The organism is Myxococcales bacterium (assembly GCA_012517325.1).
GTDB lineage: Bacteria > Lernaellota > Lernaellaia > Lernaellales > Lernaellaceae > JAAYVF01.
Genome location: JAAYVF010000029.1, coordinates 1 through 20,550 on the forward strand (window position 1 = coordinate 1; position 20,550 = coordinate 20,550).

Sequence of the window (20,550 nt, forward strand, 5' to 3'; positions counted from 1 at the left end):
AAAGCCCGATGCAAAACGGAAAATCGAAAGGGAACAACCAACTGGACGTGGGTCTATCAGGCCTCGGCTCCGAACTCTACGTAACCAAGGGGACATTTTTGCTGCACAGTTAAGGGGACATATTGCCTAAGTATAAACAGTGTTTGACTTTCCAGATCACACTCTTCCAGCATTTGAAGATAACTAGAACAATCCGCCTGACAGGAAGCGGTTGGAGCAGGATATGACTCGTTCGAATTGGAGGAATGATCATCATTCGACTCCTCATCGCAAGCAGTAGCCCCGATAAAACAAAGAGCGATGCAGATCGCGAGATATCCGCGTATATTGGTTTCCACTGTTCAACCCCTCTTCATGGATTGATTTCATGGACAAGATTGAGCATTTATGACATTCAGTTTAGCGAATTTTTGTGCGAACAGCTAGAATAGGTCGCGAAAAGATGAAGTATTCACGAAAAGTTGAACCATGAAAGACACGGCAGAAAAAATCCTGCGGCGAATCGAGCAATGCCGCGACCATTCACCGGTCTTGGTATTCGATTTGGACAGCACGCTGTACGACATCTACGAGCGCGGCCAGGTCATTTTTCGGGAAGCCGTCGCTTCGTTTCCCGCCCTGGGACCGGTTTTGCAAAAACTGGCGAAGCAGCGTATCGGCTGGGATTTCCTCGCCGATTTCCGGCGGGCCGGGCTGACCGACGAGGCGCAATTGCAGGCGATTCACGCCTTTTGGCAAGAGCGTTTCTTTTCCGACGCTTATCATGTCCACGATCGGCCGATGCCGGGCGCGGTGAATTTCGTCAACCGCTTGCACGATGCCGGGGCAATCGTCTGCTACCTGACCGGGCGCGATTGGCCGAACATGAAGACCGGCACCGTCGCCAGTCTGCGGCGCTTTGGTTTTCCGTTCGGCACCGACCGGGTCCGCCTGCTGATGAAAAATTCGCAAAAACAACCCGACGCCGATCACAAACGCGCGGCGATCGCCGAAATCCGCCGCCTGGGAGAAGTGATCGCGGCCTTCGACAACGAGCCGGAGTTGGTCAACCTGTTTTTCGATTCGTTTCCCGGCGCGCTGGTGGTCTGGATCGATTCGATTCACAGCCCGACCGCCGTCGTTCCCTATCCGGCGATCTTTCGCCTTCATGATTTTGAAATGAATGACGATGATTAAAGCAGACGGATCCTCATCAGCGACGGCTCGTTTACAGTCTCGCGGCTCTATGTTAATTTTCCGGATACCAATCCGGTGACACGAAAAGCCAATTGAGAGGGGAGCAAGGTATGGAACAGCGTCGTCAATTGCGGATCGCCCGCAATTTACTGGCAAAAGTCGCGCAGTCGGGCGGATCGTTCTTCGCTTACGTGCAGGATCTGGCGAAAAACGGCGTCGGCTTCACCTGCAACCGCCCCCTGGCGATCGGCGACGCCGTAGACGTGGCGCTCAATATTCCCGGCCAGCCGACCATCGCGCTGAAGGGTAAAATCGTCTGGCAGCGCAATCTGCCGGTCATTTCCCGGAACAAATACCAATACGGCCTGACCCTGGCCGAGCCCTCGCCCTCATTCGATCGTTATGTCGAAAACCAGCTCAAGCGCGAGTACGAACACCGGCGGGACGCCCGTTACACCGATATCCTTACGGTCGAAAACGCGGACGTCATGGATCTGCTGGACGCGGCCACCGAGGACATTTCGGCGGGCGGCCTTTACATCCGAACCGGCGCGCCGCTCGAAATGGGCAAGCAGCTCGAACTCAAGCTCTCGGGGCCGCAACTGGCGGAACCCCTGTTCTGTCTCGCCGAGGTCGTGGCGGTCTTCGACGCCGATCCCGACGATCTCGACCACCCCTACGGCGCCGGCGTGCGGTTCATTTCGTTTTCCGGGGACGGCGCCGACCGCTTCAAAGAATATCTCCGCGGCCTGGAAAGCCTGTTCCACTTCCATTGGCCGCCGCGCCAAGCACCGGCCGCGGCGCCGGAAGTGGAAATCGAAATCGAATAGCGCCTACCCCGCGAGTTTTTGCAGCAACCAGGCCAAGTTCTGACCCAGCCGCCGAAAGGTTTGCACACCCTCGTCGTCGTTCAGACAATCGCCCGGCAACCGGCCGATGCCGACGTTCCAGTAAAGCGAGCCCGGTACGATCATCTGGTTGATCAGAAAAAAGTGGTTGATCGCATCGAAGGTGGGGATACCGCCCGCCCGCCGCACCGCGACCACCGCCGCGCCGGGTTTGCGTGCCAGCAGATGGTCGTTGGACCGGTTGACGATGCCGACGCGGTCGATGAAGTTTTTCACGTGGCCGGTGACGTTGGAAAACCAGGTCGGCGAGCCGATCAGCAAAGCGTCGGCCGCGAAAATATTCGGGAGAATGTCGTTCAGGCCGTCGCCCTTCACGCCCACGCAGAGCCTGTTTTTCTTTTCGGCGCATTTGAAACAGGCCGTGCAGGGCTGCAGCTTGAGCGGCGCCAGATGAATGATTTCGGATTGAATGCCGTCCTTTTTCAGTTCGTCACATACCAATTGCAGGCTGATGAAGGTGTTGCCCTTCTTTTTCGGACTGCCGTTGACCGCCACGACTTTCATGCATGCCTCCTTGCCGGCCGGCAGAGACCGCCGTGCCGTCGAAAAATCGTTTCTGGCTTTGTATCATAGATGGAAGAGCGGCTGAATGAAAAATGTTTCGCTTTCACCCTTGACGAAAAGAACTTATTTGTCGTATTTATTTCTGGCAGGAGATTGCGTTCCGAAAAGGCATCAATGGAAATCCCGGGGGCATGGAGGTTGGCCATGTTCGGGAGAGTAGTCGCTTCTTCATTGTTCCTATCCATGCTGCTGCTGGCCGGTTTTCTTTTTCTTTTCACCGCTTGTTCCGACGACGATGACCCCGGATCAAGTCCGGGGCAGGCTCAAGATGATGACGATGACGACGACTCCGCCGACGATGATTCGGGCGCTGACGACGACGATGATAACGACGATTCCGCCGACGACGATTCGGGTGATGACGACGACGATAACGACGACGACGACAATGACGACGAGTACGCGCCGCCGCCCTCCGACGAGGTCGGCATTTTCGTCGCGCCGAACGGCGACAACGCCAACCCCGGCACCATGGCCCAACCGAAAAAAACCATCCAGGCCGCGCTGCTCGCGGCCGACGGCACGGAGAAGGTCGTCTTCGTCGCCGCCGGCCAATACGACGAAGCGCTGCTGATCGGTCGTTCGCTGTTCGGCGGTTACGACGCCGCCGACTGGTCGCGCGACCCGGCGGCCTATCCGACCATCATCAGCTCCGCGAACGTCAACGGGGTCATCCTCAACAACCTCACCGCCGCGATGATGGTTTTGGAGGGCGTCGTCGTGCAGGCGACCGATCATTCCACCGATTCCGAAGCCAACGGACTGTCGGTCACCGGCGGCGACACCGTCGTCAGCCGTTGCCGGATCACCGGGCCCGACGCGATCAACACCTACGCCGTGGGCATCCGCGCCACCGGCGAAATCGTTCTGGAAAAAAGCGAGATCGTCGGCGGCAACGCGCCCGACAACGGCGAGCTGATGCTGGCGGCCGGGGTCGGCGTTTTCAGCCAGCTCGGATCGGCCGTGATTCGTGATTGCCAGATCACCGCCGGCGACGCGACCGACAACTACATGACCCAAAATCCCTCGGAATCGACCGGGTTGTACATCGCCACCGGGCCGGAGATCGAGACGCGGGTCGTCCGGAACACGATCAGCGGCGGGCTTGCCTACGGCGACGCGGCGGCGTTCAGCGACGGCGTGGACCTGCTGACCGGCCGGGCGATCGTCGCCAACAACGTCATCCGCGCCGGAACGGCCGAAAGCGGCTGGCTGGACATCACCTACGCGACCGGCGTGCACACGCACATCGGCGACAACTCGCTGGTCCTGGCCAACAACACGATTTTTTCGGGGACCGCCGCGTTCGGGGTGGCGGTGCAATTGGAAAGATCCGCCGCGGTCGTCAACAACATCCTGTACGCCGCGGGGGGCTATTCACAATCCTATCCCCTCTACCTGATGTCGGTGAAACAGCAGTACACGGTGGACAACAACGATTTCTATTGTCAGGTGGCCGCGAAATGCGCGTTGCTCTGGGTCGATAACATCACGGTGAACGATCTCGGGCAGATCAACGCCGGCGCGTGGGACCAGTGCGCGGAAGCGGACGGCAATCTCGCGGTTTTACCCGGTTTCGCCGGCGCGGCGGATCCGCATCTGACCGCGGCCAGCCCGTTGATCGACGCCGGTTGTTCGCCGCTCGCTTTTTATTTCGGCCCCGATCTGAACGTCGACCTCGACGGCGAATCCCGCCCGCAAGGCGACGGCTGGGACATCGGCGCCGACGAGGTGCCGCCTTCCCGCTAGGCAAGTTGCCGTTTTCGCTGCTTGACACTCTCCGGCGGACAATGCGAAGGTAATGATTCACGGCTTAGTTGAGGTTATTTTGCGCATTATCCTTTACACCGGCAAAGGCGGCGTCGGGAAAACCACGGTCAGCGCGGCGACAGCCCTGGCCTGCGCCCGGCGCGGGCAGCGGACGATCGTGCTGTCCACCGATGCCGCGCACAGCCTGGCCGACCTGTTCAACCGCCCGATCGGTCCCGAGCCGATCCGCGTCGCGAAAAATCTGGATGTCTGCGAAATCGAGGTGCACCACGAACTGGCCAAGAACTGGGGCACGATCCGCGCCTACATCAAACACTTCCTGGCCAGCCGCGGTTACGGCGAGGTCATCGCCGACGAGCTTTCCGTCCTGCCCGGCATGGAAGACCTGTTTTCGTTGCTGCGCCTGCTGGAACTGGAGGAAAGCGGCGGGTACGACGTCGCGGTGATCGACTGCGCGCCCACCGGCGCGACCTTGCAGCTCCTGGGGTTCGCCGACGTTTTCGATTGGTACATGAATCGCTTCTTCGACATCGAGCGCAAGCTGGTGCGGGTCATCCGGCCGATGGCCGAGCGGGTCATCAAGGCGCCGCTGCCCGGCGACGAGGTGTTCGGGCAGATCGAACAGTTGTACCAGCGTATGATGGCCATCAAGAACCTGCTGACCGATCCGGAGCGCGCCAGCGTGCGGCTCGTCCTCAATCCCGAAAAAATGGTGATCGCCGAAAGCCGGCGCGCCTTCACCTGCCTGTGCCTGTACGGCTATCCGGTCGACGCGATCGTGGTCAATCGGCTGCTGCCGCCCGAGGCCGGGGGTTACCTGGACGACTGGTTGAAGGCGCAGAAGGAGCACCTGGATTTCATTCGCGTGGCCTTCGGCTCGCTGCCGCAATTGCAGTGCCGTTTGTTTCCGCGCGAGATGGTCGGCCTGGAGGCGGTCAAACAGGTGGGCGCCGAGATTTTCGCCGCGCACGAGCCCGGCGCGGTACTCGCCAACCACCGGCCGTTCGATCTCGAACCCGAGAACGGGTTCTACAAGATGCGGCTGCACCTGCCCGGCGTTTCGAAAAAAGAAGTCGAACTGCTGGTCAAGGAAAACGAACTGATCATCACCGCGGCCGGCTACCGGCGCCACATCCTGCTGCCGCGCCAACTGGAAGGATATCTGGTCGCCAAGGCGCGCCTGGACGGCGATCAGTTCCACGTTTTATTTACGAAGGATTCCGCGTGAACACGACCGATCCGGCCAACGAGAACAAGCCGCTGCACCTACCTGAGATCATGGCGCGGCTGGAAAACGCCAAGGGGCATTTTCTAATCGGCCAGCGCGAGGTGCTGACCGCCCTGCGCGAACTGGTGCAGTTGTTGGCCGACCTGTCGGGCCAGGCGCCCGAATCGATCGGCGGCATTCCGGTGTCGCTGTTCGCCGCCGCCGCGTCGATCATCGACTACCTGATCAGCTACCTGCCCGGCCCGCCGCCGGAGGAAATCGAACACGCCCGCAAGGAAGCGTTGGAGCAACTGATCGAGTTGATCGACAAGGAAGCCGAACACACCGGGCGCTTCGCCGCCGGCGAGCGCGACGTGCTCAAGGTCGAAGCGCTGATGTCGTTGAAGAAATTTCTGGTGCACGAAAAGGATTTCGGTCCGCAGGTTCCCAAACCGCGCATCACCAAGGTCGAGATCGAATAGCCGCTCAGGCGATTTCGGTCTGCCAGGCGCGCTGCCCCTCGCCCACCACCAGCCGCTCGCCCTCGACCGCCAGCCAGGACAAACTGGGTTTCGGACTGATCAGCGTGCGCTCGATGCCCATGCCGTAAGCGTGCCCGATCATCGCGCGATAGGGATCGACCAGGTAGATCAGATCGCGGCCCAGGCAACGGTGTACCTCGACGAGCCGATCGCCCGCGGCAGCCAGCAGATAGCCGTTGCCGTGCCGCCACCAGCCGACCATCCCGGCGTCCAGCGTGCCGCCTTGTGCCGCCCGCTCCGTGTCGATCAGGTAAAGCCGTTTGCGCTTACCTTGATCCAGCAGCGCCAGCAACCGGCGCGAACCGAGTTCGAGCACCGCGTAACCGTGATCGGGCACCTGTGTTTCCGCGGCGTGGAAGGTGAGCGGCTCGCCGCCGGGAAAGTGGACCGTCAAGCGGCCGTCCGCCTGTTCGAGCCGGACTCCCGGCGACGGGCGGGCGGCCTCGACCGGCTGCCAGGCGGGCCGGACCAACTCGCGCTCGAGCGGTAGGATGCGCTGGTGGTACACGGCCAGGACGGCGAGCAGCGCGGTTCCGGCGACCAGCAACAGCCAGTACCAGGCGTTCATGGTTGTTTCCGTAAACCGGCGAGGCGGGACCGCAGAAAGCTGCGCCGGCGGTCGCGCCGGGCCTGCCGCTGCTCGCGCTTGGCCACCTTGTCCGGGTTCGGCCACGCGCCCTGGGTCGCCGCGCCCAGCACGCCCGGCAGGTAGCGCCGCAGATGAAAGAAGCCGATGCCGGTGACGACCGCCTGGTAGACGCTGAGAATCAGCAGGAACGGATTGAGGACATCCACGCCGGTATGCACCTTGATCAGCAAAAACAGAAACAGGTAGTACTTCGACTTGAAGACGAACTTGAACGGCATGTCCATCACGTTGCGTGCGATGATGAAGACGATCATGTACAGGTAGGACGCCAGGTAGAGCCCGGCCAGCAGCGGGGTGGCGAAACCGAAATGCATCGCCGTCAGCGCCACCACCACCATCGAGGTGATGTCGTTGACGATGTCGGAAAGCGCGCCCTTGTCCGAGGCGTAGCGGCCGAGCCGCGCCACCGGGCCGTCCATCCCGTCGAGGAAAATGTGGAACAGCAGCACCGCCCACGCGGCCACGTAATATTTCAGCCCGAAGAGCGGAAAAAAGAAGAACGGCAACAGCAGAAAGCTGGTCAGCGTCAGGGTATCGGCGCGGATGTTGCGGCGCACGAAAAACATCGCCAGCGGCTTGAAGAGCTGGGTGCGGCGGTCGGCCACGCGATGGAAGTATTCTTCCTCCGAAGCCCCGAAATAATGCAGCTTGCTGCGGGTGGTGCTCATGAAAACCCCGTCCTTTCAGGCAATCTGCCTGGGGCCGCGCATGCCGTCAAGACCAGCTTCATCTGGACATGGAACCGAATGAGCCCGACCTTTCGACTGGATTGGATCAACCCGGTTATTCAAAGCGGGTTTTTCCCAAAAGGATCGCTCAGCGGTCGCGACCTTCTTGGTCGGATTCGGATTCCTCGATTTCGGATGGCACTCGCTCGACAGTTGGGATTTGCCGATGGATTCGGCTCTGTCAGGAAACCTCAATTTGAAAATATGAAGGAATTCAGGGGACACCCATCACCGCATAAAGAGGTGGCAGTTTCATTCGACAAACTCGTCGAAACCGATATCCCACCCGGCGCCCTGCGGGCGCGCCTCGCCGTCGAAATCAAAATGGATTTCCGGCCCGGCGTACCAGGGTGACGGATCGACGCCCGCATCGATGCACGGGCTGGTCGGCGCCAGATGCGCGTCGGCGGATGAAATGAAACCCGGATTGACGATCAGATTGCCCGCGGCTTCCCGGCAGCCTTCCCAAAGACATTGATTCAATTCATCGAGATCATCGATCGTCCAAAACCAGGCATCAATCAGATTTAAAGTATCGGCATTGCAGAAAAGATCGTTGTGGATCAGGGAAATCAAGTGCTGACCTTGATCGTTGATAAACAACATCGCCGCTTCGTTACTCGGGCCAAGGCTGAAGATGTTGTTGATCAGGACGACCTCGGAGAAGATGCCTATCCCCCAAGGGATATCGGCGGTTTGATTGATCAGCGTGTTGTTGATCAGCGTGGCGGGTCCCGCCGCCCAGACTACCGCCTCGGCGGTATTCCGATTCGGTTTGATGACCAGCAAATTGTTGACGGCCGTGACCGAACCCGAGTCATCGACCACCAAGGGGATACTGTTCTCCGCGGCCGATGGCCCGATTTCGATCTCGTTGCCGACCAGTAGAGCCATGCCGCCGCGAATCTCTACGCCATTCGCGGGGCCCTGGAACAGGTGGGGACCGGGAGTCGGCATGGTGCCAATGTGATTTTCCTCGATTCGGGTTTCAACGCTCGATTCGGTGTAAACCAAAATACCATAGGAATACGCTTCCGAGGCGGTGATGATAAACGCCTGATTGGCGGTCACCACATTGTCCCGGATCAAGGTGCTTCCGGCAAAGTAAACACGGATCCCGGCCGTCTTCGCTTTGGCAATGAAACCGGAGGCAATCGCCTGACCGCCGGTAATGCGATTGTGTGCAATGATGGCCTCTTCGCCACTCACCTCGACGGCAAATGATTCGTCATAGGCATAATAGCCAATGGCGACCGCATCGCCCCCGGCAATAGAAAACCCTTCCAGAATTTGCGGAACCTGGGCCGACCCGCCGGTCAGATTCACCTGCGTCCCGTCCGGCGACTGGATGGAGGTAAGATACGCCTCCGGATCTCGTTGCCAGTCGGACGGCCGGTAACCGCCAAACAGCGAGACGTTGCTGCTGAAACCTTCCGGATAAACGCCTTCCGCGACGAATACCGCCTTGTTTGCCGCTTCCGCCAATTGAACGCCCTTGGCAATGGTTTTTACTGGCGCCGCCATCGTGCCGGGATTGGCATCATTGCCGATGGTCGTCGACACAAAAATGCCGAGGTCATTCGTCGGTGGCGGGGCATAAAAATCCTCTTCCTCGCCGCCGGTATCGTCATCGGCGAGGTCGTCGTCGTCCGCCTGATCGTCGTCGATGACGTCATCATCCGCCGCCTCGTCGTCAGCCAGATCGTCATCTGTTACGGTGTGATCATCGTCGCCGGTGAGGTTGTTATTGTCATCATCATCATCGGAACAGGCGATAAACAAAGGATTTGAACCCAGAACCACCGCAAGCATCACGATCAACCAATATTTCCTCATTTTGGACCCTCCATATTGCCACGATGTTATCGAATCACTTTTCATCGCCAAATGCAAATTCGGCTCATGAAATCGATGACAGGCGCGAAAAGGAGCTTGGCGCTCCGAAACGGCAAAAGCACGGAATGAACGCCGGCGCTTCCAGGTATTGATCCCGGCGTGCGCACGGAAAAACAGCCATCATTTTTTATGATCGCGGCTGCTAAGCCTCTTACATTCCGCATTCGAGATTCCCCATTCGGCATTCCCCATTTCCCATTCGTCATTCCCCATTGCTCTTTCCCCGCTTTCCATGCCGCCCGGTTCATTGTAAACAGGAATCATGATCGTACTGGGCATCGAAAGCAGTTGTGACGACACTTCCGCCGCGGTGGTGGCGGACGGGCGCGTGGTGCGTTCGTGCGTCGTCAGCAGTCAGAATTCGTTTCATGAACGCTTCGGCGGCGTCGTGCCGGAGATCGCCAGCCGCGCGCATTTGGAGGTGATCGACGCCGTCTGCGCCGACGCCCTCGAACGCGCCGGCTTGTCGGTGCGCGAACTCGACGCCGTCGCGGTCACCAACGGTCCTGGGTTGCTCGGTTCGATTCTGGTGGGCCTGGGTTTCGCCAAGGGGCTGGCCTACGCCGCCGGGTTGCCGTTTTTGGGCGTCAACCACCTCGAAGGGCACATCGCGGCCGCGTTTCTTGACGCCCCGCCGCCGGAATTTCCGCTGGTGGCGCTGGTCGTGTCCGGCGGGCACACCCACATTTACGAGATGAGCGGCTTCTTCGCGCTGCGGCTGCTCGGCCAGACGGTCGACGACGCGGCGGGCGAGGCGTTCGACAAAGTGGCCAAGCTGCTCGGCCTGGGCTACCCGGGCGGTGTGGTGATCGACCGTTTGGCACAAACGGGCGACCCGCGGGCTTACGACCTGCCGCGGCCGATGCTCCATTCCGGCGATTCGATGATGAGCTTCAGCGGGCTGAAGACGGCGATCCGTCGCGTGGTCGAAGAAGCGGGCGGTCCCGACAAGATTTCCGTTCCCGATCTGACCGCTTCGTTCCAGGACGCGGTGGTCGATGTGTTGCTGCACAAGACCTTCGCGGCGATGGAAGCGGCCGGGCACCGGCGCCTGGTCATCTGCGGCGGGGTTTCGGCCAACAGCCGGCTGCGGGCCCGCGCGGCGGCGGAATGCGGAGCGCGCGGCTACGAACTGACCGTGCCCGTGCTGGCCTATTGCACCGACAACGCCGCGATGATCGCCGCCGCGGGCTACTACCGCCTCGCGGCGGGCGAGCGCTCCACCCTCGCCCTCAACAGTTTCGCCAACCTCGCCGAGGCCGGCCGATGAAGTGGCTACGGGCGAAGTGGAAAATTTTCTACGACCGCTTCATCAGCCTGCAGGGCACACCGGAGTCGATCGCGCGCTCGTTCAGCGTCGGTTTCTGGATCGCCTGGTTTCCGCTGATCGGCACGCACAGCGTGATGTCGTTCCTCGGCGGGCTGCTTTTCCGCGGCAACCTGCCGGCGATCTACCTCGGCTCCTGGTTGTGCAATCCGGTCACGATCCCGCCGATGCTGCTGGTCGAATACAAATTGGGCGAGTGGCTGCTGGGCGGCGAAATCAGCGCGGTCGAATTTCATCACCTCACGTTTCACTCGATGCTGGCCCTGGGCTGGGAAATCCTGCTGCCCATGCTGCTGGGCGGCGCCATTCTCGGCACCCTCACCGCGCTGGCCGGCTATTACCCGGTGAAACGCGCGGTGATCCGGGTGCGCGAACGCCGCGCCGCGGCCCACGCCGAGGACGAGCGATGATCGATTCGCCGCTCGCCAAGCAAAGCCTGGGACAGAATTTCCTGGCCGATCCCAACCTGGCGCGCAAGCTGGTCGAGGCGCTCGATCCGCAACCCGGCGAGACCGTGCTGGAAATCGGCCCGGGCACCGGCTCACTCACCGCGCCGCTGCTCGAAAGCGCCGATCGCCTGATCGCCGTCGAGATCGACGACCGCCTGGTGGATTACCTGCGCGAACGTTTCGGCGACCGGCTGGACGTGCGGCACCTCGATATCCTGCAACTCGACCTGACCGCGCTGGCCCGCGAAACCGGCCCGCTGGCCGTGCTGGGCAATCTGCCCTATTACGCCTCGAGCCCGATCCTGTTCCATCTGCTGGCGCATCGCCGCGCCCTCTCGCGCGCGGTGGTCACCCTGCAAACCGAACTGGCGGCGCGTTGCCATGCCAAACCGGGCACCAAGGATTACGGCAGCCTGACGATCCACCTGGCGCTGTACGCCGCCCCGCAGAAGCTGTTCAACCTGCCGGCCCACGTGTTCCGGCCGCGGCCGAAGGTGACCTCGACGGCGTTGCGGTTCGACTTCCGCCGCCCGGCGCCCGTCGTGCCGCGCAGCGATCTGAGCCTGGAGCGCGTCGTCCGCGGCGCCTTCGGCCAACGCCGTAAAACCTTGCACAATTCCCTGAGCGCCGCCTTCGGACGGCCGCTCGCCGACGAACTCCTCGCCCGCGCCGCCATCGACGGCCGCCTTCGCGCCGAGGCGCTGGCCCCGGCCGATTTCGTCCGGCTGGCCGACGCGCTGGAGGAATAAGGCTCCAATTACAAACCAGTAAAATAAAACCGCTCGTACAACTCCAGGGGTTTCCGCCCCTGGCTAGGATCGCGAAGGCGATCGTTCGCCTGTCAGTGACAGGCTTTACCGGAACCCGCAAGGCGGGTGACAGAGCATCGCCCATGTGGGCGATGGTCGTAGCCGTGGGCGGAAGCCCTCGGCATGATCGCGACGACTCCGAGGGCGCCTTTGCATTCGGACTGACGAATCACCCTCACCCCGTGCGGTCACCGGACAGTTGCCGTAGCATTTTGAGCAGCATTTCGCCGTGTTGCGTGACCCGCGCCTCGCTCATGCCCTTGATCGCGGCCAGTTCGCCCGTGGTGCGCGGTTGCCGCAGGATGATTTGCTCGAGTTCGCGGTTCGAGCAAATGACGTACGGCGCCAACCCCATTTCCTTGGAGCGGGCGTACCGCCACTCGCGCAGCTTCTCGAAAACCTGCATCTGCTCGGGCGACAGCATTTCCGGCTGATAAGTCGGCCGTTCGCCGCCGTTTTTCCCATTTTCCGCCGGCGCGGTTTTCGCCGGCTCCCCTTGTTTCGGCGCCGGCGAGGCCGTCGGGCGTTGACCGTTGGCCGGGATGGCCTCTTCGTGCAACACGAGCGCGACATAGACCTGACCGTTGAGCTCGAAGAGATGATCGGATTGCGTGAAAACCCGATGGGTCTGGAGAAACCGGTCCAACGGCCCGTGATCGAATTCGCCGGCCTGCTGATTGAACGGCAAGGCTATCACTTTCATTTGGGTCCCCTTTTTCGTCATTTCAAATCCGTTTTCGAAAAGGTGCATCGCAAACCCGATGCCAAAACTCTCTCCGGCGGCTAACTTCAACGGATGACTAACCTTTTCGACCGTTTCGGTGTCAGTGGAGGGTCGGCGGACCGTCCGTGTTTCAGAGGTCGCCATCCGAAAGCCGGAACGCCGGAACTTGCGGAAGCCGGTCAACCGTGTTAGAAAGCGCGGGATTGTACAGGAGGTGGGATGCGCAAGCTGTTCAGCCGGCTCAAGGCACTGAATTGGCGCCAGGTTTTTCTTTATGGCGGTCTGTTCAGCGTGCTTTTCGTTTTCTTCCTGTACCTGACGTTTCCATTTGAAGTCGTGCGCGATCTCATCGTCGAAAAATTCGAAAGCCAGGGCAAATTCGAGGTCGCCATTCAGGATATCAGCCCGTTCCGGTTGTCGGGCGTCGAAATCAAAGGGCTCAAGGTCACCGATCCGGAAAAGGCCGGCAAGGTTTATTTCAATCTGGACGACGTCCGGGTGCGCGTTCGCCCGACTCAATTATTGCTGGGCCGCCTCTGGCTGGATTTCGATCTCTATGCCTACGGCGGCGGCATGGCGGGTTCGTTCTGCAGCCACAGCGGGACCGTCGACCTGGCGGCGAATTTCATCAATCTGACTCTGAGCAAGTACAACCTGCGCGATCTGGTCAGCCAATACGGCCAGTTCGACATCGACGGCGTGCTCAACGGGGATTTCAACATCCATTTCAATCGCACGGCGCGACAGGGCAACAGCGGCGCGGTCAACCTCAGTTACGACAAGCTGCGTCTGGTCAACGTCACGCTCATCGGCAAGACCATTCCGAACCTGACCTTCGAACCGGGCAAGATTTCGCTCGAATTGAAGCACCGCAATTTCAAGATCAACGACTTCAATCTGAAGGGCAACAACCTGGAACTCAGCGCCGGCGGCCAGATTTTCATCAACGACACCAACCCGACCAAGAGCAGCCTGTCGCTCAACCTGAAAATGAAGCCGTCGGCGGAAGTCGAGGACGCCATGGGCCTGCTGGCCTACGGACTCGGCGAACCGGACGACAGCGGCTATTATCAGGTCCGGCTGAACGGCCCGCTGGACAAGCTGCGCACCGGTCACTGATTTTTTATTCCGCCAAAAGCGAAACGATTCCCTCGCGAATGATGTCGTTCGCCTGCCCGCTGATACAGTATTGCTCCTCGTAAAAATCCGGATGGTCCAGCCAGTGTATGTCCGAGCCCGGCACCAGGTAGCCGTACTCGTTGTTGGCCAGACCCAGATCCATGAGCAGGTGGCCTTCCGGCAACGCGGAACGATAGCCGGTCATCGCCGGGAAAACGGAGACGCCCCACGGCGCGCCGAAATCGACGGACGTTTCCGCGCGGCCGACCGACATTTCGGCGAACGCCTCGCCCGGCAGGGTCACGAAGTGCAACTGGCCGAGCGCAAGGTGAATCAGCGGCTGCACGGCGCAACCGAACAACCCGCAAAACCAGGGCCGGCTGGTGTCCAAATCGTCGTACGGCTCGACCAGGCCCGTCACCATCGCCAGGATATGGATCGGATTGAGGACCGGAATTTCGACCACCGTCGATTCGACGGCCAGTTCCGCGTCGATCTCCCGCGGGTCTTCCAGGGCGGCCGTGACCGAATCGGCGACGTTGTAACCCAGGCTCCACATTTTCTCTTCGCTATTCTCCGAAACCAGCACCGGGTCGTCGCCGCTATACACCGGCTCGCCGTCGACGGTGTACAAGGGCACCGGCGCATCGAGCGGCGTCAACAGGCCGCCGACCGTCCCGGAAAAGTACACGCAGACGCCGCCGAAGACCTGTTCCAACTTTTGCCGCGCCCAGCGCGGAAAATCGGCCGAGTAACGGTTCATCCAGATCAGCACTTCCGGATGGCTTTGCCAGTTCACCACCGTGGCCACGGTTTGGCCGTCGCCGTCGAGCAGCCGCGCGGCGGTCAGGCGATCGTTGGTCACCACCGGCTGGCGCGAGTCTCTTTGCAGGTGCGGCCAGGTGGGATCGGCGCTGGTCATTTCCGTTTCCGCCGCCTGCACCGTCACCGGCGTCATTTGGCCGGCCAGTTCCACGACCAGGTCGGTGATCGTGTCCACCAGAAAATGGATGTAGGTCGGGCAGCGGCCGGTGTGGAAAACATCGGCGCCCCAGATGCCCATGGTGTCGGGCGCCTCGTGCGTGTGGGTGCTGGAAAGAATGACGTGATTCGGATCAACCCCATACCCGGCGAGCGACCGCGTCACTTTTTGCACGTCGGGCTGGCTGAGGCCCACCAGGTCGAGCGACACCAGCACGGCGTGCACACCGTTGTATTCGAGCACGATCGCGCGCGCCTCGAGGTCGTCGTGCGTGTCGGTGGCGATGCGATTCAGCGCCGTGCCGCCCATGTACTTGGGACACGGATGATTCAAGTCGTTCAGGGTGATCACCGCGTAGCCGGCCGCCGCGTATAGCTTGCCGTCGTGCGGATTCTGGAAAATCGGTTCGACGGTATCGTCGTCGTCATTGTCATCGTTATCGTCGTCATTGTCATCGTTATCGTCGTCATTGTCATCGTTATCGTTATCGTCGTCGTTGTCATCATCATTATCGTCATTATCATCGTCGTCATCGTCGTCATCGTCATCATCATCGTCATCGTCATCGCCGGCATCATCATCGGTTCCGCTGCCGGAATCGTCGTCCGTCGCGACGGTATCCTCCCGGTCGGAATCGCCGCCTCCGGCGCATCCGGTCAAGAAAAAACCGAGCAAAACGATCAGCAGAGTAAAATATCTCAAACCTTCCCCGCTTAAAATAAATTGGATAACCGCTAGTGTTCTTGCGACCACGGCAAATGTCAAGGCACGGCCCGGCGCGCGGCGGCGGCTTGTTTCAACCAACGAGACATGTCAGGTTAGGCCGCATGAAAAGCGGCCCCGACACCGCCGGATTGCGCGCCTTTTTACAGGAAGAACTGCGCGTTCCGGTCAAATTGGATATCACGCGGAACCGGCGCACGATGGTGAGTTACCGGTGGACGCCGGAGGGACTTATCCTGCGCGTTCACGAGATGTTTCTGGTGGAAGACCTCCGACTTTGGCGGACCCTGGCCGCTTTCTGCCGCCAGCCGACCAAAGCCGTCCGCGAAGCGCTGGACCATCACATTCGCGCTCATTCCGGCGAACTGGACTCCTCCCGGCGGCGCGCCACCCGTTTGCTGCAACTGGAAAGCCAGGGCCAACATCACGACCTGGCCGAATTCGTCGCCAAGCTCAACGCCAAATACTTTAAAAGACTCTGCGACGCTAAAATCACCTGGGGTAAGGAGCCGGTGAAAAAGAAGCGGCGGAACGGGATCCAGCTCGGTTCCTACGATCCGGAAACCAACATCATCCGCATCCACCGTGTGCTCGACGCGCCGTGGGTTCCCCGCTACGTGCTCGAATCGTTGATTTTCCACGAGATGTTGCACTGGATGTTCCGACCGCGGCACGACGGGACGCGCCGGGTCATTCACGGCCGCGCTTTCCGCGAAGCCGAGATCGCTCATCCGGCCTACGAGCGCTCGCGTCTTTGGGTGGCGCGAAATCTGGAAAAATTGCTGAAAGGCTGAACCGCCCTCATCGGCTATACCTTCCGGCCCTTGAGTCTGTTAGAATTTCCACGATTCCAACAACTCGGGAGGCGCCGGATGCCTGAACGCTTGGTGCTTGCGTTGCTCGTCGTCTTTTTCGCGATCGGCTGCGCGACCGCGCCGGTCATCCTGACGCCGGCCGGCGTCGCCTGCCGATCCTACGAAAACCCCGCTTTGAAAATCCGCCTGCCGCTGCCCGCGGATTGGCGCGCCGACTGGAAAACCGAGCCCACCGCCATGCTGACCGTCCACGCGCCGGACGATTCGGCGTCGCTCGTCGTCACGCTCGATCCCCTGGCCTCCTCGGCCGAAAAAGTGCTGGAAGACGCCCAAAAGTACGCCGAGGCGCGGCAGAAATCCGCCGCGGCCGAACCGCTCGAAGGAAAATTCAACGGCCACCGCGCCATGGGCTATCGCATCCGTGACGCCGCCGGAACCATCACCGTCTTCGCCATCGACCACGACCGCGGCATTTATCTGCTCATTCTGACCAGCCGCTCGACCGCGAACCAACAAACCCTGGACTTCATCCTCGAACGGCTGCTTTTTATCGAGGAGTAAAACCATGCGTTCTCGTTGGCTGCTAATTCCGCTGTTTCTTTGGTTGGCGGGCTGCGCCACCCTGCGGCCGACCCCGGTGGAATTTCCGCCGCTGATCAGCCGCAACCTGATCGCCCAGCAATTGTCCGGCCTGCCGCTGCAAGTCTCGCTCGATCCGTCCTGGGAAATGGTGCACAACCGGTTCGGCGATTACCTCTGGCGCGGCCCGATGCGCGTCACCGGCCGGCCCGAATTGCGTCTGACCGTCAGCCAGGATAGCCGTCAACCCTTGCCTACCCTGGTCGAAGCCGCCGCCCGGCTGCAAGGCGTCGAAGCGCCGACCCCGGCCAAAACCTACGTCGTCGCCGCACACGAAGGCTATTGTTCGTCGGGATTTCAGGGCATGGCCGAACGGAAGATCGTCGCCATCGGCTGGCAGGAAAAGGATTACACCTTCCTGCTGCTAGCCAGTTGGGTCGATAACGAGGACGGGTCGGCGCTGGCGACCATGATCGACGCCATCAAATCGTCGCCGCCGATATTGGAAGAAAACCGCCGATAAGGCGGCCGGATCAATTCTTCTTCAGCGCCGCGCGACCGACGCAGGCGATCAATCCCAAGGCCACCGACGCCAACAGCAAAACGCGGATGGTCCGGAAAAGCAGCAGCCACCACGCGCCGGAATCGTGTCCGGCGGTGGCCGGCGACCGGAACGGCAACCAGCCGGAGACCGTCAGGCGGTCGTTTTCCTGCCGCGCGTCGATCACCAGGCGGCCGATTCGACTATCCAGGTCGCCGAGCAGTTCGCCGGCCCGCGGATTGACTTTGGTCAGCCACGCGCCGGCATCGATGCTGGCCAGCGCCGCGCGATCGGCGGCGGGCGGCGCGGCGCGCTCGCCCAGATCCGGCGGGACCGCGCCGGCGAGCAGGCATTGCCGGTAATATTCGGCCGCCTCGGGCGTCGGCCCCAGAATCAGAAAATCGCCCGCCAGCCGCCAGTACAGCGACATTTTGTAAAAATACAGCCGCTGCGAATCCTGCAACAATTTTTGGGGATCGAGTTCGCCGCGGCGGATTTTCTCCAGCAGTTCGGCGGCGGGAGCGCGGTCTTCCGCGGGCAATTTGGCCAGCCACGGCGACGGGTCGACGTCGCCGGCCGCCCGGGTCAGCAGTTGCGCGACCGATTCGCCGTTCGGCCCGAGCGGCAGCCCGAGCAGCTTGGTCTGGGTTTCGGCGGATTTCGACATCGCGGCCAGCATATCCACCAGCTTGTTCTGGTTCGCCATTTGAAAAACGAAGACCGGCGATCCCGGCGTCGTCTCGGAGGCGGGCAGCGCCACCGCCATCTCCGGCCCGGAATATTCGAAGAACGTATTGAACATGAGCAGCGCCATTTTTTTCTGCAACGACTTCATCTCTTCGCCCGCGTCGACGATCCGCAACAGCAGCGGCGACAACCGCGAGGGCCGATCCACCCGCAAGCCGAGATAGGCCAGGGTTTGGTCGTCGGCCAGCGGGCGCGTCGCGAACGCGCCCGGCGCCGTGGCCAGCAAGGGGCTGACCGACTTGCCGGCGAAGGGCGCCAGCGTCAGGGTCAGATGCAAGCCGTCTTCCGCCAGCGTGGCCCGGGCGAAAGCGCGCTCCACCGCCCCGTCCTCAAGCAACAGGCGCGGATCGAAACCCGCCGGCGACACCGGCTGATTGAACAGGCGGCGGTTGAGCAGGTAAAGCCGCCCATCGCCGTCGCCCGCGAGATCCGCGCGATCGCGGCGCAGGTACTCCCGCAACAGGCGCGCTTTTTCGGGATCGGCGGTCGCGGTCGCCGCCGGCGATCCGACCGGCGACGGCAGGACGATCACCAGCCATTTGTCGCGCCATTGCAGGGAAACGCCCGCCTTCCCGAAGTCGCGCGCGAGACCGGCGAAGTCGGCGAACCGCCCCAGCACCCGCCCGGCAAAACCCAGATCCAACAGGATCCGATCTTGCGGATTTTCTTCTCCGCCGTTTGCCGGGGGCGTCGCGCGCAACAGATAGGCCGCGGAGACGAGAAAATCCAGCGCGGCGCGCGCGGCCGGTTTATGCAGATCCGCAAGCAATCGCGTCGTTTCCGCGCTCGATGCCTGGAATTCCGGCGCCGTCGATAAAAAGTCGAGCCAGCCGGCGCTTTGCAGCCGCCACAGCAGGCCGACCGGACGGGAAATTTCCATCACCCAATCGGCGTCGGCCGTTAAAAAATCCTCCACCGGGGTATAGCCGGCCGTCGCCGCCAGCAGCAACGCTGCCAGTAACAGCGCCGCAACCGCGTAAAGCAGGCGGGATTTCATCTCCGAGCCCCCCGAAACGCCGAACGCGAATGGTTGATTTAGGCGCCAAGCTACGGGATGATGGGGCGACGGTCAACCGCGCCTTGTGACCACTCCGACCGTATGCTAAGGTTCGGCACCTTAATTCCGGCGCGCGGGCGGCTTCATGAACGGCAAGAAATATTCCATCGTTCACGTCATCAATTCAGCCCAAATCGGGGGTGGAATGAAGCACGTGTACGCCCTCTGCCGCCATCTGCCGCGCGACCGCTTCGACCTGTGCCTCATCGCCGATCAGGGCCGTTTTCTGGTGGACGAACTGCGCGAACTGGACGTGCCGGTGCACTTCGTCCCGCTGATGAAACACCGCTTCAATCCGTCCGCCGTGTGGCAAATCGCCCGGCTCGTCCACCGCGCCAAGGCCGACCTGTTGCATCTGCACGGCACCCGCGCGGGCTTTTACGGCGCGTTGGCCAAACCGCTGGCCCGGGTCCGCCGTTCGGTCTACACCGTGCACGGTTTTTCGTTTCACAAGGACATCGGGCCGACGGGGCGGATGTTCTACCTGGCCGTCGAGCGGCTTTGCGCCCGGGCGCATTCGCGGCTCATCTCGGTTTCGGGCACTGACCGCGACGAGGCCATCCGGCTCGGCATCTGCCCGCCGCAACAAATCCAGACGATCTACAACGGCATCGATTTCACGGTTTTCGATCCCGGGGCGGTCAACGGCTATTTGCGGCGGACGTTTGGGATCGAGGCGCAGACGCCGCTCATCGGGACCGCCGCGCGCCTCGTGCCGCAAAAGGGCGTGGAATACTTCCTGGAGATGGCGCGCTTGATCGCCGGCCGGCGCGGGGACGCGCGGTTCGTGGTGATCGGCGAAGGGGCGCAGGAAGCGCCGCTCCGGCAGCGCGCCCGGCGGCTGGGCCTGGAGGATCGCGTCCTGTTCATCGGCCCGCAACATCGGATGCCGGAAGTCTACGCGGGGCTCGACATCTTCGTGCTCAGCAGCCTCTGGGAAGGGCATCCGCTGAGCCTGATCGAATCCCTGGCGATGGAAAAGCCGTCGGTCGCCTCGCTGACCAGCGGTTCGCCGGAGATCATCGACGACGGCCAGACCGGTTTTCTGGTTTCGCCCAAGGATCCCGTCGCGCTGGCGGACAAGGTGCTCTGGCTGCTGGATCACCCCGAACGGGGTCGGCAAATGGCGCGGGAAGGCCGGCGGCGGAGCCTGACCCGCTTTGACGAAAGCGCCATGACGGCCCAGACTCGGCGCATCTACGACGATTTGTTGGCCACCCGGTAAGGAGCGGGCAAAG

The 20,550-nt window shown here is 61.5% G+C and carries 20 protein-coding genes and 1 pseudogene; 13 read left to right on the plus strand and 8 right to left on the minus strand.

The window, feature by feature from the left end:
- The first annotated feature begins 468 nt into the window (after positions 1 to 468).
- Both GX444_06060 and GX444_06065 read left to right on the plus strand, forming a co-directional pair.
- Positions 469 to 1,176 carry an HAD family hydrolase gene (locus GX444_06060; protein NLH48152.1) on the plus strand — a complete coding sequence of 236 codons (708 nt, stop codon included), beginning with the start codon at positions 469 to 471 and terminating at the stop codon, positions 1,174 to 1,176.
- 110 nt (positions 1,177 to 1,286) lie between these two features.
- Positions 1,287 to 2,006, plus strand: coding sequence for a hypothetical protein (locus GX444_06065; protein NLH48153.1), 720 nt, complete (start codon positions 1,287 to 1,289; stop codon positions 2,004 to 2,006).
- 3 nt (positions 2,007 to 2,009) lie between these two features.
- On the opposite strand, the gene GX444_06070 is transcribed toward GX444_06065, so the two are convergent.
- The gene (locus GX444_06070; GenBank protein ID NLH48154.1) at positions 2,010 to 2,588 is read right to left on the minus strand and encodes a flavodoxin family protein; all 579 of its coding nucleotides are present in this window, start codon (positions 2,586 to 2,588) and stop codon (positions 2,010 to 2,012) included.
- Positions 2,589 to 2,914: 326 nt separating this feature from the next.
- Positions 2,915 to 3,052: pseudogene (locus GX444_06075) on the minus strand (endoglucanase).
- Between the two features lie 67 nt (positions 3,053 to 3,119).
- Here GX444_06075 and GX444_06080 point away from each other — a divergent pair.
- The 3 genes from GX444_06080 (at position 3,120) to GX444_06090 (ending at position 6,107) form a co-directional block, all read left to right on the plus strand.
- Positions 3,120 to 4,397: a hypothetical protein gene (locus GX444_06080; protein NLH48155.1), complete on the plus strand. Its 1,278-nt coding sequence runs from the start codon at positions 3,120 to 3,122 to the stop codon at positions 4,395 to 4,397.
- Positions 4,398 to 4,476: 79 nt separating this feature from the next.
- Positions 4,477 to 5,646, plus strand: a complete 1,170-nt coding sequence (locus GX444_06085) for a TRC40/GET3/ArsA family transport-energizing ATPase (GenBank protein ID NLH48156.1) — start codon at positions 4,477 to 4,479, stop codon at positions 5,644 to 5,646.
- Positions 5,643 to 6,107: a hypothetical protein gene (locus GX444_06090; GenBank protein NLH48157.1), complete on the plus strand. Its 465-nt coding sequence runs from the start codon at positions 5,643 to 5,645 to the stop codon at positions 6,105 to 6,107. Before GX444_06085 ends, GX444_06090 begins: the two co-directional genes overlap by 4 nt.
- Positions 6,108 to 6,111: 4 nt before the next feature.
- Here GX444_06090 and GX444_06095 read toward each other — a convergent pair whose 3' ends face one another.
- The 3 genes from GX444_06095 to GX444_06105 form a co-directional block, all read right to left on the minus strand.
- On the minus strand, positions 6,112 to 6,735 hold the full coding sequence (locus tag GX444_06095; protein NLH48158.1) for a hypothetical protein: 624 nt from the start codon (positions 6,733 to 6,735) through the stop codon (positions 6,112 to 6,114).
- Positions 6,732 to 7,484, minus strand: a complete 753-nt coding sequence (locus GX444_06100) for a hypothetical protein (GenBank protein NLH48159.1) — start codon at positions 7,482 to 7,484, stop codon at positions 6,732 to 6,734. Before GX444_06100 ends, GX444_06095 begins: the two co-directional genes overlap by 4 nt.
- A 312-nt stretch (positions 7,485 to 7,796) precedes the next feature.
- Positions 7,797 to 9,380, minus strand: coding sequence for a DUF1565 domain-containing protein (locus GX444_06105; protein NLH48160.1), 1,584 nt, complete (start codon positions 9,378 to 9,380; stop codon positions 7,797 to 7,799).
- Between the two features lie 322 nt (positions 9,381 to 9,702).
- Here GX444_06105 and tsaD point away from each other — a divergent pair, with 322 nt between their 5' ends.
- From tsaD to rsmA, 3 genes are read left to right on the plus strand one after another with little or no spacing between them, the layout of a single operon-like run.
- Positions 9,703 to 10,710, plus strand: a complete 1,008-nt coding sequence (gene tsaD, locus GX444_06110) for a tRNA (adenosine(37)-N6)-threonylcarbamoyltransferase complex transferase subunit TsaD (GenBank protein ID NLH48161.1) — start codon at positions 9,703 to 9,705, stop codon at positions 10,708 to 10,710.
- Complete coding sequence (locus tag GX444_06115; protein NLH48162.1) at positions 10,707 to 11,177, plus strand: DUF2062 domain-containing protein; 471 nt, start codon at positions 10,707 to 10,709, stop codon at positions 11,175 to 11,177. Before tsaD ends, GX444_06115 begins: the two co-directional genes overlap by 4 nt.
- Positions 11,174 to 11,965 (plus strand): ribosomal RNA small subunit methyltransferase A, encoded by a 792-nt coding sequence (gene rsmA, locus GX444_06120; GenBank protein NLH48163.1) that lies wholly within the window; start codon positions 11,174 to 11,176, stop codon positions 11,963 to 11,965. Before GX444_06115 ends, rsmA begins: the two co-directional genes overlap by 4 nt.
- Positions 11,966 to 12,200: 235 nt before the next feature.
- Here rsmA and GX444_06125 read toward each other — a convergent pair whose 3' ends face one another.
- Positions 12,201 to 12,728, minus strand: coding sequence for a hypothetical protein (locus GX444_06125; protein ID NLH48164.1), 528 nt, complete (start codon positions 12,726 to 12,728; stop codon positions 12,201 to 12,203).
- Positions 12,729 to 12,968: 240 nt separating this feature from the next.
- Between GX444_06125 and gspN the strand changes: the two genes are divergently transcribed.
- On the plus strand, positions 12,969 to 13,868 hold the full coding sequence (gene gspN, locus GX444_06130) for a type II secretion system protein GspN (protein ID NLH48165.1): 900 nt from the start codon (positions 12,969 to 12,971) through the stop codon (positions 13,866 to 13,868).
- A gap of 4 nt (positions 13,869 to 13,872) precedes the next feature.
- Here gspN and GX444_06135 read toward each other — a convergent pair whose 3' ends face one another.
- Positions 13,873 to 15,552 carry a hypothetical protein gene (locus GX444_06135; GenBank protein ID NLH48166.1) on the minus strand — a complete coding sequence of 560 codons (1,680 nt, stop codon included), beginning with the start codon at positions 15,550 to 15,552 and terminating at the stop codon, positions 13,873 to 13,875.
- 125 nt (positions 15,553 to 15,677) lie between these two features.
- On the opposite strand from GX444_06135, the gene GX444_06140 reads away from it, so the two are divergent.
- The 3 genes from GX444_06140 (at position 15,678) to GX444_06150 (ending at position 17,490) form a co-directional block, all read left to right on the plus strand.
- Positions 15,678 to 16,367 carry a hypothetical protein gene (locus GX444_06140; GenBank protein NLH48167.1) on the plus strand — a complete coding sequence of 230 codons (690 nt, stop codon included), beginning with the start codon at positions 15,678 to 15,680 and terminating at the stop codon, positions 16,365 to 16,367.
- A gap of 78 nt (positions 16,368 to 16,445) precedes the next feature.
- Positions 16,446 to 16,949 carry a hypothetical protein gene (locus tag GX444_06145; GenBank protein NLH48168.1) on the plus strand — a complete coding sequence of 168 codons (504 nt, stop codon included), beginning with the start codon at positions 16,446 to 16,448 and terminating at the stop codon, positions 16,947 to 16,949.
- A gap of 4 nt (positions 16,950 to 16,953) precedes the next feature.
- The gene (locus GX444_06150) at positions 16,954 to 17,490 is read left to right on the plus strand and encodes a hypothetical protein (GenBank protein NLH48169.1); all 537 of its coding nucleotides are present in this window, start codon (positions 16,954 to 16,956) and stop codon (positions 17,488 to 17,490) included.
- 10 nt (positions 17,491 to 17,500) lie between these two features.
- Here the strand turns inward: GX444_06150 and GX444_06155 are convergent, their stop codons facing one another.
- Positions 17,501 to 19,252, minus strand: a complete 1,752-nt coding sequence (locus GX444_06155; protein ID NLH48170.1) for a hypothetical protein — start codon at positions 19,250 to 19,252, stop codon at positions 17,501 to 17,503.
- 145 nt (positions 19,253 to 19,397) lie between these two features.
- On the opposite strand from GX444_06155, the gene GX444_06160 reads away from it, so the two are divergent.
- Positions 19,398 to 20,537 carry a glycosyltransferase family 4 protein gene (locus GX444_06160; protein ID NLH48171.1) on the plus strand — a complete coding sequence of 380 codons (1,140 nt, stop codon included), beginning with the start codon at positions 19,398 to 19,400 and terminating at the stop codon, positions 20,535 to 20,537.
- Positions 20,538 to 20,550 lie beyond the last annotated feature (13 nt).